General features: G+C 62.1%; 10 protein-coding genes. 8 read left to right on the top strand and 2 right to left on the bottom strand.

Annotation, left to right across the window (positions count from 1 at the left end; translation table 11 throughout):
• Positions 1-66: 66 nt before the first annotated feature.
• From rloA2 to DNK06_RS08450, 7 genes are all read left to right on the top strand, one after another.
• Entirely contained in the window at positions 67-567 is a 501-nt protein-coding gene (gene rloA2 / locus DNK06_RS08480; RefSeq protein ID WP_131179592.1) for a retropepsin-like aspartic peptidase RloA2, read from the top strand.
• A gap of 106 nt (positions 568-673) precedes the next feature.
• The gene (locus DNK06_RS08475; protein WP_131179591.1) at positions 674-2,704 is read left to right on the top strand and encodes a methyl-accepting chemotaxis protein; all 2,031 of its coding nucleotides are present in this window, start codon (positions 674-676) and stop codon (positions 2,702-2,704) included.
• A gap of 755 nt (positions 2,705-3,459) precedes the next feature.
• A complete protein-coding gene (gene creB, locus DNK06_RS08470) occupies positions 3,460-4,137 on the top strand; it encodes a two-component system response regulator CreB (RefSeq protein ID WP_131179590.1) in 678 nt (225 codons plus the stop codon).
• 31 nt (positions 4,138-4,168) lie between these two features.
• Positions 4,169-5,590 (top strand): two-component system sensor histidine kinase CreC, encoded by a 1,422-nt coding sequence (creC, locus tag DNK06_RS08465; RefSeq protein WP_131179589.1) that lies wholly within the window; start codon positions 4,169-4,171, stop codon positions 5,588-5,590.
• Positions 5,591-5,718: 128 nt separating this feature from the next.
• Entirely contained in the window at positions 5,719-6,156 is a 438-nt protein-coding gene (locus DNK06_RS08460; RefSeq protein ID WP_131179588.1) for a CBS domain-containing protein, read from the top strand.
• A 186-nt stretch (positions 6,157-6,342) separates the two neighbouring features.
• Complete coding sequence (gene creD, locus DNK06_RS08455) at positions 6,343-7,695, top strand: cell envelope integrity protein CreD (RefSeq protein WP_131179587.1); 1,353 nt, start codon at positions 6,343-6,345, stop codon at positions 7,693-7,695.
• Positions 7,696-7,739: 44 nt separating this feature from the next.
• Positions 7,740-8,042 carry a hypothetical protein gene (locus tag DNK06_RS08450; protein WP_131179586.1) on the top strand — a complete coding sequence of 101 codons (303 nt, stop codon included), beginning with the start codon at positions 7,740-7,742 and terminating at the stop codon, positions 8,040-8,042.
• 127 nt (positions 8,043-8,169) lie between these two features.
• Here the strand turns inward: DNK06_RS08450 and DNK06_RS08445 are convergent, their stop codons facing one another.
• Complete coding sequence (locus tag DNK06_RS08445) at positions 8,170-8,877, bottom strand: 3'-5' exonuclease (RefSeq protein WP_131179585.1); 708 nt, start codon at positions 8,875-8,877, stop codon at positions 8,170-8,172.
• Complete coding sequence (locus DNK06_RS08440; protein WP_131179584.1) at positions 8,874-10,805, bottom strand: putative nucleotidyltransferase substrate binding domain-containing protein; 1,932 nt, start codon at positions 10,803-10,805, stop codon at positions 8,874-8,876. The genes DNK06_RS08445 and DNK06_RS08440 overlap by 4 nt, the downstream gene beginning before the upstream one ends.
• Positions 10,806-11,037: 232 nt before the next feature.
• Here DNK06_RS08440 and DNK06_RS08435 point away from each other — a divergent pair, with 232 nt between their 5' ends.
• Entirely contained in the window at positions 11,038-12,078 is a 1,041-nt protein-coding gene (locus DNK06_RS08435; RefSeq protein ID WP_131179583.1) for a glycoside hydrolase family 5 protein, read from the top strand.
• Positions 12,079-12,133: the final 55 nt, after the last annotated feature.

Here is a 12,133-nt window from a genome sequence, read left to right as displayed (position 1 = left end):
TTTAGAACCATTCATGTCCGTTAAAGTCCTACTAACCTGACTTTTCAGTATGAGGACTTTTCAGGCGTGAAAACCGTTTTAACCCTGCTGGCTGCTGTGGTTACCCTGCCGGCAATGGCCAACCAGCCGACCCTGTACGGTCGCTACGAATACATTCAACTTCCGCAGATCGGCCAGACACTCAAGGCCAAGATGGACACGGGGGCCATGACCGCATCGCTGTCGGCCCGCGATATCGAGCAATTCCAGCGTGACGGTGAAGGCTGGGTACGTTTTCGCCTGGCCATCGACGAGGCCGACGATCAGGTCTTCGAAAAGCCCCTGGCACGTGTCACCGAGATCAAGAATCGCGCCGAGGAGGGCAGCGCCGGCGAGCCTTCCTACTCCGCGCGTCCGGTGGTCGATATGGACATCTGTCTGGGCGAAGAGAAGCGCACCATCGAGGTCAATCTCACCGACCGCAGCCATTTCGACTATCCATTGCTGATCGGCGCGAGCGCCATTCGCAAGCTGGACGCGGCCATCGATCCGGCCAACCGCTACACCGCCGAGCGGCCTCAGTGCTGAACCGCTGAGCGGCGCGCCCTATTCGCTCACTCAGGCGTGATTCTTGCCTCGGAATGGCACATTGCCACGGCGTTGTGTGTTCGTGGTACCTGTTTCGAGGTGGGGTATGTGGGGATTGCTCAAACCGGGTGTACGCGTGTTGGAACGCGTCAGTTTTACCCGCAAGTTCCAGTTGCTGTTCGTGCTGTTTGTCATCCCCCTGGGCTATGCGCTGTGGGTGATGCTGAGCAGCAACCTGCAGCGAATCGAGGCGCTGGGCCACGAGTTTGACGGCATGCAGGGCGTTCATGCCCTCGGTGTAGTGGAGCAGGAACTGCTCGAACAGCGCTTTCTGCTGGCCCGCTGGAAGGGTAATGACAAGGCTGCCGAAAGCCTGTTGCATGAGCGTAGCAAAGCCCTCGACGAGGCGCTGGCAGTGGCCTCCGAGCAACTGAAACTGACGCCCCTGAGCGACGAAACCCAGCGTCAGCTGGAGGCCTTGCAGGCATCGTTGGGGGAGCTGGATCTGGATGTGCTGGGTAAAATGGCACTGCTCGATGCTCTGGAGCGTTACCAGAACACACTGTCCCACCTGGTGGTGCTGCGTGAGCTGGTGGCGACCGACAGTGGTCTGATACTGGATCCGTATCTCGACACCTACCTGATGATGGAGCAACTGACGTTCACCCTGCCGCGTCTGGCGGAAAATCTCGGCAGCTTTGCCAGTCAGGGTTATGGCTCCCTGGTGGCGCAACACTTCACCCTGCAAAACCGTGTGCTGGTGCGTGACCTGCGCCGTTCTCTGGAACAATCTGGTGCGCAGATAAGCAAGGCGCGCACCGCTTTGGAGCGCAGCTCTCCGGCTGCCATGCTGCGTTTGCAGCAGCCCTTCGCGCAGGCCGAGCAGGGCCTGCAGCATTTCCTCGGTGAAATCGACCGCGACATGTTCGAGGCCAGCCCCATGGTGCTGCAGCCTGCGCAGTTCGTGGAGCAGGTGCAAACCCTGGAGGAACAATTGCGGGCGCTGCGCCAGGCGGTGTTCGAGCAGTTCAACGCGAGCCTTGGCGATTATCGGAGTCAGGCCCAGCAGAACATGCTGCACACTGTGCTGATCTTCGCCGCGCTGACCATGCTGGCGCTGTACCTGCTGTTGTGCCTCAACGCCTCCATCCACCGTAGCACCACCGGTATCATCCAGGCTGCCGAAGGCCTGCGCGACGGTGATCTGCGGGTACGCATGCATGTGCACGGCGCCGATGATCTGGCGGCGATCTCCACGGCACTGAACAGCGCGGTAGGCCAGTTGCGCGACTCGATGCAGGGCGTTGGCCGCGAAGGTCAGCACCTCGACGAGACGGTTCAGGGCCTTGGCAGCCAGGCCAGCAGTTCGCTGGCAGCGGTCGAGCAGCAACAGGCGCAGATGAGCCAGATCGCCACGGCGGCCACGCAGATGGCGGCCACCGCGCAGAGCGTGGCACAAAGCTGCGAGCAGGCCGCCCAGGAGGCCGAGCAAACCCGCGAGATCGCCAACCAGAGCAACCAGCGCAGTGCCCGCACCAGCGCCAGCATGCGTGAGCTCAGCGGTCGTCTGGCCGGTAGCGCGACGACGCTGCAGCAACTGCGCAAGCAGACCGAGCAGATCACCCGGGTGGTCGATGTGATCAAGGGTATCGCCGAACAGACCAACCTGCTGGCGCTCAACGCGGCCATCGAGGCGGCGCGCGCGGGTGAGCAGGGCCGCGGCTTTGCCGTGGTCGCCGACGAGGTGCGTTCGCTGTCGCAGCGTACGCAGAACTCCACGGCGGAAATCGCTCAGACGGTGGGCGATCTGCACAAGGTGGTAGGCCAGTCGGTCGCCGAAATGGAGCAGGCCATGCAGCAGGCCGAGGGCGATGTAGGCAACGTGCTGGCGATGAGTGCGGATCTCGACGGCATCGTCGAGTCGGTGCAGCGGGTCAGCGACCGCCTGGCGCAGATCGCTACCGCCGCCGAGCAACAGGCCGCCACCGCCGATGAGGTGAGCCACAACATCCAGCAGGTCGACCACGCAGCCAGTGCACTGCTCGATGGCGCACGCATGGTCAGTAATGCCAGCGAGCAACTGCGCCGTGGCAGTGAAACCCTGGCGCAGAACACCGGTCGCTTCCGCGTGGATTGATACCGTCGCGGCACTGCTGCTCAGAAAACGACCGCTTCTCTGCAGGCCATACAGACTGTGGCCTGCAGTGACTATTCCCAGGGTTGTCCACAGGTTATTCCACGGGAACTGTGTATGATGTCGAGTCTTGTATCGCTTCGTTTCGACCTCTTCAATGGCAAGAAAAGTCAAGCGAATACAGCGGGTTGTAAGTCTTCTAGCTGACCTGTTCGAAAATTGAACAGCTTCCTGCAAGCCACGTCGGCCATGCCTCGCCGCCTGCCATCCCAAGCTTATCCACAGATTGTTCCACTGCAATTGTGCATAGCTGTTTGCCTGGCTTCAGGTGTGCTGAACGGCATTTACATGAATGGTTGGATTCTTGACTATTTTCAGAGTCTTACGGGGGTGATCATAAAATGTACGATGCTTCGCAGGTTGCATGTTCCGTGGCATAGCGAGGCTCATACAATGCTTATCCACAGCTTCGCCCACCTGAACTGTGCATGGATACTTCATGCGAATCATGCATTTATCTATTGACTAAAACTCAGCTATTACAGTGGCTTGGCTGCTTTCGGACTGAGGGTAAGTCATTGGTCAAATAATGATCGTAGGGCTTTGATACCTATGGATAGTGGGCTGTAGCGGTTCATGCCAAGCTTATCCACAGATTGATCCACCTGTTTTGTGTATAGCGGCCAAGGGTGTCGGCTCTTGACGATAAGAGTGGCCTTCACGCAGGCTCCGGAGCCCGAGCCGCAAGGATGCCAATCATGGCGACCATCCTGATCGTCGAAGATGAAGCCGCAATTGCCGATACCCTGGTGTATGCCCTGCAAGCCGAGGGGTTCACTACCCGCTGGTCGACCCTTGCTGGGGAGGCGTTGACCCTGCTGGAGCGTGAGCCCTTCGACCTGGTGATTCTCGATGTCGGTCTGCCGGATATCAGCGGCTTCGAAGCCTGCAAACGGCTGCGGCGCTTTTCCGAGGTGCCGGTGATGTTTCTCACCGCACGCAATGATGAGATCGACCGCGTGGTGGGCCTGGAAATCGGCGCCGACGATTATGTGGTCAAGCCCTTCAGCCCGCGCGAAGTGGCGGCACGGGTCAAAGCCATTCTCAAGCGGGTCGGCCCTCGCGAGGCTGCCACGAAGACGGTCGGTGGGCCGTTCCGGATCGACAACGAGCGGGTGCGTATCGATTACCACGGCCATACCCTGAGCCTGACTCGCCTGGAGTTCCAACTGCTGCAATGCTTGTTGGGGCAACCGGAGCGTGTGTTCAGCCGCGAGCAACTGCTCGATGCCCTGGGCGTGTCGGCAGATGCCGGCTACGAACGCAATATCGATAGCCACATCAAAAGCCTGCGCGCCAAGCTGCGCCAGGTCGCGCCGCAGGCAGAGCCGATCCAGACGCACCGTGGCCTGGGCTATAGCCTGAAGCTGGAGTAGGTCAGATGCCCACCTCCCAGGAGTTTCGCTGATGCCGCTCGGGGTACGTATTTTCCTGGTGTATTTCCTGTTCGTCGGTTTGTCCGGCTGGTTCGTGCTGAGCACGGTGATGGATGAAATCCGCCCCGGCGTGCGCCAGTCCACCGAGGAAACCCTGGTCGACACCGCGCACCTACTGGCGGAAGTCCTGCGTGAAGACGTCAAATCAGGTCACCTGGCCCAGGGACGATTGCCCGAACTGCTCAAGGCCTATGGGCGGCGTCAGCCCCAGGCGCAGATCTGGGGTGTGCCGAAGAACCAGGTCAATCACCGCATCTACGTCACCGACGATCAGGGCATCGTGCTGCTCGACTCCAGCGGCCTGGCGGTGGGCCAGGATTACTCGCGCTGGAACGATGTCTACCTGACCCTGCGTGGTCGCTACGGCGTACGCTCGACCCGAGAAGATGCCAGCGATCCGGATTCCTCGGTGATGTACGTGGCGGCGCCCATCGTCGACGACGGGCGCATTCTCGGCGTGGTGTCGGTGGCCAAGCCGAATCGCACGCTGCAGCCCTATATCGAACGCTCACAGCGGCGTCTCGGCTGGTTGGGGGCCGGGCTGATCGGCCTGGGTTTGCTGATCGGCGGGCTACTCAGCTGGTGGCTCAGTGGCTCGCTGCGTCGCCTGACCCGTTATGCACAGGCTGTCAGCGAGGGGCAGCGGGCCGAATTGCCCCTGGTACGCGGCGGTGAACTCGGGCAACTGGCCCAGGCGGTGGAACGCATGCGCACCGAACTGGAGGGCAAGGCCTACGTCGAGCGCTACGTGCACACCCTCACCCATGAATTGAAAAGCCCGCTGGCGGCGATTCGCGGTGCGGCCGAGCTGCTGGAAACCGATATGCCCGAGGCCCAGCGCCAGCGCTTCGTGGCCAATATCGCGGAGGAGAGCGAGCGCCTGCAGAACCTCGTCGAGCGCTTGCTGCACCTGGCTCAGGTCGAACAGCGGCAGGGCCTGGAAGAACGAGTGGCGGTGGCGCTGCAACCGCTGATCGACAGCCTCGTGCAGGCACAGATGGCGCGTATCGAACGCGGCGGCGTACGTGTGGACAACCAGGTGGCAGCCGACCATACGGTGCCCGGCGAGCGCTTCCTGCTCCGTCAGGCGCTGGCCAACCTGCTCGACAACGCTCTGGATTTCACGCCGCCGGGCGGGCTGATCCGGTTTTCCAGCGAGAGCGGTAATGCTCATCTGCAGGTACGTCTGTTCAACCAGGGGGCGGCGATTCCAGATTACGCACTGCCGCGCCTGACGGAGCGCTTCTACTCCCTGGCGCGGCCGGCTACCGGGCGCAAGAGCACCGGCCTGGGGCTCAATTTCGTACAGGAAGTGGTTGACCTGCATGGTGGTACGCTGCTGATCGGCAATGTCGACGGTGGCGTCGAGGTGTGCTTGAGTTTTCCGCGCTGATTCCCCGGCAAGCGATTTCCGACCTGCAGCAATCACCTCGCGACGACTGTTTTATCCCCATGATACGGGCGCGTTGAGTTTGGCTATGCTGAGCTGATCGCCAATCGACCGGTACAGGAAGAACGCGCATGAAAAAGACCGTGGCAGATGTGCTGAAGGGCAAGTCCTACACCGATGTATACAGCGTCACCCTCTCCACCTCGGTATTCGACGCGGTGAAGCTGATGGCCGAGAAAGGTATCGGTGCACTGGTGGTGCTCGAAGGCGAGCGTCTGGCTGGCATCGTCAGCGAGCGCGATTACGTGCGCAAGATCGTCGTGCTGGAGCGCTCGGCGACGGATCTCAAGGTCAGTGACATCATGACCGCCAAGGTCATCACCGTATCGCCCAAGGAGGACAGCCAGCGCTGCATGGAGCTGATGACCAGCGGCCGCCTTCGCCACCTGCCGGTGGTGGACGACGGCCAACTGGTCGGCCTGTTGTCGATCGGTGACCTGGTGAAGGACATCATTAGCGCCCAGGAAAACCTGATCCAGCACCTGGAGCAGTACATCCGCGGTGAGTAATGCTCACTGTCGCGAGCAGCCAATGATCACGTAGCTGCCTTGCCGGCGAATCGCCGGCAAGGGCTAGGCCTCCTACGATCGAGCCGCTGTTCGCACAATTGCCACACAATCTCCATCTTCGCTCCACGCTGCCTCCACGGGGCGTGGCCAGACTGCGTGCATCCCAACTGCACGGAGCGCTGTGCCATGAACCGAAGCCTGTTCCTGAAACTGGGCACCATTGCCCTGCTGATTCTGTTGTTGATGATCCCTCTGCTGCTGATCGATGGCCTGGTGAACGAACGTCAGAGCCTGCGCAATGACGTGTTGCGCGACATCGCCCGCAGTTCCAGTTACCAGCAACAGATCACCGGGCCGATCCTGGTGGTGCCCTACAGCAAGACGGTGCAGCAGTGGAAAACCGTAGCGGGTTCCAGCGAGCGCTATCTGGAGAAAGGCGTCGAGCTGGGGCGCCTGTACTTCCTGCCGGAGCGTTTTGCCCTCGACGGCGATGTGCGTACCGAGCTGCGCTACCGCGGTATCTACCAGGCACGTCTGTATCACAGCGACAGCCAGGTCAGTGGCGAATTCAAGGTGCCGGCCCATTACGGCGTCAGCGATGTCGAGGCCTATCGGTTCGATGATCCCTTCATTGCCGTCGGCATCAGCGATGTGCGCGGGATCGGCAATGACCTCAAATTGCAGCTCAATGGTGCCAGCCTGAGCTTCGAGCCGGGCAGTGGTGACGACCGTTTCGGCAGTGGTGTGCACGTACCGTTACCGGCGCATGATGGCCGCGACGAGCAGACCCTGGTCTTTGCCTTCGACCTGAAACTGCAGGGCACCGAGCAACTGAGCATCACCCCGGTCGGCCGCGAAAGTCAGGTGACCTTGCGTTCGGACTGGCCGCACCCGAGTTTCGTCGGCGAATACCTGCCGAGCCAACGCGAAGTGACCGAGCAGGGTTTCACTGCCAACTGGCAGACCAGCTTCTTCGCCACCGACATGCAGGAAGCGCTGAGCGCCTGCGTCAGCGGCTCCTGCTCGGCAATGCAGAATCGCGTGTTCGGGGTGAGCTTCATCGAGCCGGTGGATCAGTACCTCAAGGCCGACCGGGCGATCAAGTACGCGCTACTGTTCGTCACCCTGACCTTCGCCGTGTTCTTCCTCTTCGAAGTGCTCAAGCGCCTGGCCGTGCACCCGGTGCAGTACGCCCTGGTGGGCCTGTCGCTGGCGCTCTTCTACCTGCTGTTGCTGTCGCTCTCCGAGCACCTGGGTTTTGCCATCGCCTATGGATTGTCCGCCCTGGGCTGCGTGGCGCTGAACATCTTCTACGTCAGCAGCGTGCTGCGCAGCTGGTCGCGAGGCGGTGCCTTCGGCGTATTGCTGGCCGCCTTGTACGGGCTGCTCTACGGCTTGCTCGGCGCCGAAGACTATGCCCTGCTGATGGGTTCGCTGCTGGTGTTCGGCGTACTGGGCTGTGTGATGGTGCTGACCCGCAAGCTCGATTGGTATGGCGTGGGTCGCCCGGCTGCCAGCGAAACCGTGGTCACCCCCTGACACCCTGCCGGGGCGTGCCAAGCGCACGCCCCTTGGAGATCGATATGCGACGCTTACTGCAATTTTCCGCCTGTTTCGCTCTGGGGCTCTGTATTGCCGGCGTGCTGCTGATCGGCATGATGCTCGTCGGCCGCTTCGACTGGATCGAGCTACTGATGCTCAGCGGCTGGCCCTTCGCCCAACTCGGTTTGCAGACGTTGCCGGCGCCATTCTGGAACGCCCTGGCCGGGGTGACCGATGCACCCGCGAACGCCACCGTACAGTCGTTTCTGCAACTGTGCGTGGCGATGATGCAGATCGCCCTGCTGTTCGCTCTGGGCTTCTTCCACCTGTGGTACCGGCGATGAGCGGGTGCGTCGGGCTGCGCGAAGAGCGCCGCGCGGGGCGACAACTGGCGCGCAGCATTGCCCTGTTGTTTCCCGCGCCTTGCCCGGTACGCCGCGATGGCAACGCAGGCCGTTTTTCAACGGTCTGTTAAAGCGATGGCGCCTGCTGCCGTCGGCGCCATCCGGCCAGGCGTTTTTCCAGGGCCTTGAGGCTGTCGATCTGCTGTTTGCGGGCGCGGCTGAACAGGATCAGCGCCAGCTCGGCGGTCACCAGGGCGTCGGCGCTGGCGTGGTGACGTTGTTGTACCTGCAGGCCGAAATGCTTCGTCCAGTCGTCCAGACCACCGTTGCGGATTTGCGCCTGGGGGCAGAGCAGGGGCGCCAGTTCGGCGACGTCGAAGAACGGATGGCGCAGGCGCAGGTTCAGGGTGTCCTTCAGGGCGCGGCCGAGCATGCGCTTGTCGAAGCCGGCGTGGAAGGCCAGCAGCGGGCTGTCGCCGAGAAACTCCATGAACGCCAGCAGCGCTTCATCCGGTTCGATGCCGGCGGCGATGGCGCTGGGCGCCAGGCCGTGGATCAGAACGCTGGCGCTGACCTGATGATCGTCACGGTGCAGGGTGCATTCGAATTGCTGGCCGAGCTGGATGGCGCCGTTGTCGATGACCACGGCACCAATCGACAGCACCTGGTCGCGCTTCATGTCCAGCCCGCTGGTTTCCAGGTCGAGTACCACCAGGCGCTGGCGCGTCAGTGGTGTGTCGTCAGGCACTGCCGGCGCGGGTAGCGCGTCGCGACGGCGTTGTTGTTCGGGAGGCAGGGTTGTGTGGCGGCGGGTCAGCCAGGTGAGTGCATTCATAGCTGATAGCGTAGCGTCAGGCTGCTTTGCAAGCGCTGGGCCTGACGAAAGGATTCACGGAGGATGCGCCGATCCAGATGGTTGAGGCTGTCCGGGTCGAGGCGGTTGGAGTACGGCTGGGACTGGCGCGCCTGCAGTTGGTGCTGTTGCAGGCGAGTCTGCTGGATGAAGTGATAGGCCTCTTCATAGGCGGCGCCATCCAGCGGATCGATCACCCCGCGGCCGATCAGCTCACGCAGGCGCTGCTGGGTATTGCAGGTCTTTATGCCATGGGCCAGAGCCAGCAGGCGGGCGCCGTCGACGAAGGGGGTCAGTCCTTGGGATTTCAGATCCAGGGTGTCTTTCTCGGCGCCGCGGCGGGCCACCACGAAATCCCGAAAGCGCCCAACGGGTGGCCGCTGGCGCAGGGCGTTTTCGGCCATCATGCGCTGGAACAGGCTGTTATCGGCAATCTGCCCGAGCAATTCATCGCGCAGTTTTTCGCAGCCACTGGCATCGCCCCACACCGCGCGCAGGTCGAAGTAGATGGTCGAGGCCAGGAGGTTTTCCGGCGAGGCTTCGCGCACGAAACCGGCGAAGCGTCGCGACCACTCCTGGCGCGACAGACACAGCTGCGGGTTGCCGGCCATGATGTTGCCCTTGCACAGGCTGAACCCGCAGTGTGCCAGGCGCTGATTGATTTCCATGGCCAGGGGTAGCAGGCGGCCACGAATCGCCGCCGCCTCTGCGCCGTCTGCCGCTTCGAAGAGAATGCCGTTGTCCTGGTCGGTATGCAGGGTCTGTTCGCGGCGCCCTTCGCTGCCGAAACACAGCCAGGTGAAGGGTATGCCTGGGTCGCCCAGCTCCTCGAGGGTCAGTTCGATCACCCGGCATACGGTGTGGTCATTGAGCAGGGTGACGATATGGGTGATCTGGCTGGCACTGGCACCGTGGGCGAGCATGCGGTCGACCAGTTGGCGTATGTCTTCACGCAGCGCGGCGAGGGTTTCCACGCGGCCGGCGTGGCGGATGGTACGCGCCAGGTGCACCAGATCGACACGCTGCAGGGAAAACAGATCGCGCTCGGAGACCACGCCACACAGCTGGCCCTGTTCCACCAGGCAGACGTGGGCGATATGCCGTTCGGTCATGGCGATGGCGGCATCGAAGGCGCTGGCGCTCGGCGGCAGATGGAACGGCGCCTGGGTCATCAGGCTGCTGATCGGCTGCTCCAGCGAACTGCCGTCCGCCACCGCGCGGCGCAGGTCACGCAGGGTGAAGATGCCTAGTGGACGCTGGCCAGGGTCGACGATGACGATGCTGCCGACCTGCTGCTCGTGCATCAGTCGCACAGCATCGCGCAATGGCATATTCGGTGCGCAGGAAATCGGCTGGCGCATGGCCAGCTCGCCGAGGCGGGTATCGAGCGAATATTGCGAGCCGAGTGTTTCCACCGCGCGCATTTGCACCTGCTGGTTGACCTGCTCGAGCAGGCTGCTGACGCCGCGCAGGGCGAAATCCCGCAGTGACGTGGACTGCGCGAACAGGCGGACGAAGGCCGCCTTGTCGAGCAACAGGCAGAAGGTGTCTTCGGCGGCCAGGTGAGCGGTACGTGTCGCCCGCTCGCCGATCAGCGCGGCCATGGGAAAGCACTCGCCGCTGGTGATCTCGAAGGTGGTTTCCGTGCCGCGCCGTGCCGAGTGAGGGCGCTGGCCGTGCACACGCCCTTGTTTGACGATGTAGAGGTGCTGCACCGGGCCATCGTCCGGGTGGACGATGGTGTCGTCCTCACCATAGAAGCGCAGCTGACAATGCTCGACCAGGTAGGCGAGGTGGGCGGTATCCATCTGGTTGAAGGGCGGAAACTTCTGCAGAAACTCCATGGTGCCGTGGATGTTCTGCCGCACCGCGGTCTTGCCGGCCTGGACGAAGTCGTCCGCTGGTTTCATCGCTCGTTTCCTTTTTGTTCTTGTGGCGACATGGTGGCGGCCTGGGGCAGGAATCGACATAGGACGTAAGTCTAGGGTCTGTTCCCGCCACCTGCTTTTTATCGATTGTCACGAGATTGCAGCGGCCTGTCGTGAACCTCTGCGGTTGTTTGGCGTCCTGTTTTGTCTGGGACGTATTTTTAGAGCATCCGGATGGTTTCATTTTTGTTCCGGATACAGAGGAGAAGCATCAATGAGCGGCAACTTTCCTGGCCGGGTTCTGGCCCTTGGGCTTGGCATCATCCTGAGTTGCAGCGCCAGCGCGCAGCAGAAGCCCATCGAGCTTATCGGCATCAACGTGGCCGGTGCGGCATTCGCCAGTTCGCACATTCCCGGCAAGCACGGTACCAACTTCTTCTTCCCTCCACCCGGTTACTACACCCAGTGGCAGCAGAAAGGCATCAGCTGGATACGCTTCTCCATCCAGTGGGAGCGCCTGCAGCCCGAGGCCAACGGTGAGTTCGACGAGAGCTATGCCAGGCTTATCGACAAGACCCTGGCCGAGGCTCACCAGAGCGGTATCGAGGTGATGCTCGATGTCCACAACTACGGGCGTTACTACGGCAAGGTGATCGGTACCGACGACGTGCCAATCTCCGCCTATCAGAACCTGATGGAGCGTATCGCCGCACGTTGGGGCGACAATCCCGCGGTGTATTCCTATGACCTGATGAACGAGCCCTACGGTGCGGCCAACACGTTCTGGCCAGCGGTGGCTCAGGCAGGCATCGATGGGGTGCGCAAGCACGATTCGCGCAATGCCGTGTACGTGGAGGGGGCGCAATACTCCTCGGCGACCCAGTGGCCCAAACTCAACGATGCCTTGCTGGATCTGAAGGATCCGGCAGACAACATCGTCTATTCCGCGCATATGTACATCGATCCTGACAGCAGTGGCAGTTACCAGCAGGCCCTGGCCGCCGACCTCGATCCGCAGATCGGCGTCAAGCGCATCGAGCCCTTCGTCAACTGGCTGATCAAGCACAACAAGAAGGGCCATATCGGCGAGTTCGGCGTGCCGGCCGAGGACGAGAGCGGCCTGGTAGCGCTGGATCACACGCTCGCCTACCTGCAGAAGCATTGCATTCCCTTCACTTACTGGGCGGCAGGGCCGTCGTGGGGCAAGCACAAGCTGTCGATCGAACCGATCAAGGGCGAGGATCGCCCGCAGTGGGCGGTGCTACAGAAGTACCTGGGCGGCGGTAACTGCACCAGTATCGGCCCGGGAACCTGAGCCTCGGCTCGATGCTCTGATCGGCGTGGCGGCATTCGAGTCGCCGCCACCTTCC

The organism is Phytopseudomonas daroniae (assembly GCF_004327285.1).
GTDB lineage: Bacteria > Pseudomonadota > Gammaproteobacteria > Pseudomonadales > Pseudomonadaceae > Aquipseudomonas > Aquipseudomonas daroniae.
Note: the sequence above shows the minus strand (reverse complement) of the source record. Positions and strands in the feature narration are given on the sequence as shown.

Bases quoted from the DNA above. Each gene is read 5' to 3' on its own strand.
- DNK06_RS08475 (WP_131179591.1), top strand. From the start codon at position 674: ATGTGGGGATTGCTCAAACCGGGTGTACGCGTGTTGGAACGCGTCAGT.
- creB (WP_131179590.1), top strand. From the start codon at position 3,460: ATGGCGACCATCCTGATCGTCGAAGATGAAGCCGCAATTGCCGATACC.
- creC (WP_131179589.1), top strand. From the start codon at position 4,169: ATGCCGCTCGGGGTACGTATTTTCCTGGTGTATTTCCTGTTCGTCGGT.
- DNK06_RS08460 (WP_131179588.1), top strand. From the start codon at position 5,719: ATGAAAAAGACCGTGGCAGATGTGCTGAAGGGCAAGTCCTACACCGAT.
- creD (WP_131179587.1), top strand. From the start codon at position 6,343: ATGAACCGAAGCCTGTTCCTGAAACTGGGCACCATTGCCCTGCTGATT.
- DNK06_RS08450 (WP_131179586.1), top strand. From the start codon at position 7,740: ATGCGACGCTTACTGCAATTTTCCGCCTGTTTCGCTCTGGGGCTCTGT.
- DNK06_RS08445 (WP_131179585.1), bottom strand. From the start codon at position 8,877: ATGAATGCACTCACCTGGCTGACCCGCCGCCACACAACCCTGCCTCCC.
- DNK06_RS08440 (WP_131179584.1), bottom strand. From the start codon at position 10,805: ATGAAACCAGCGGACGACTTCGTCCAGGCCGGCAAGACCGCGGTGCGG.
- DNK06_RS08435 (WP_131179583.1), top strand. From the start codon at position 11,038: ATGAGCGGCAACTTTCCTGGCCGGGTTCTGGCCCTTGGGCTTGGCATC.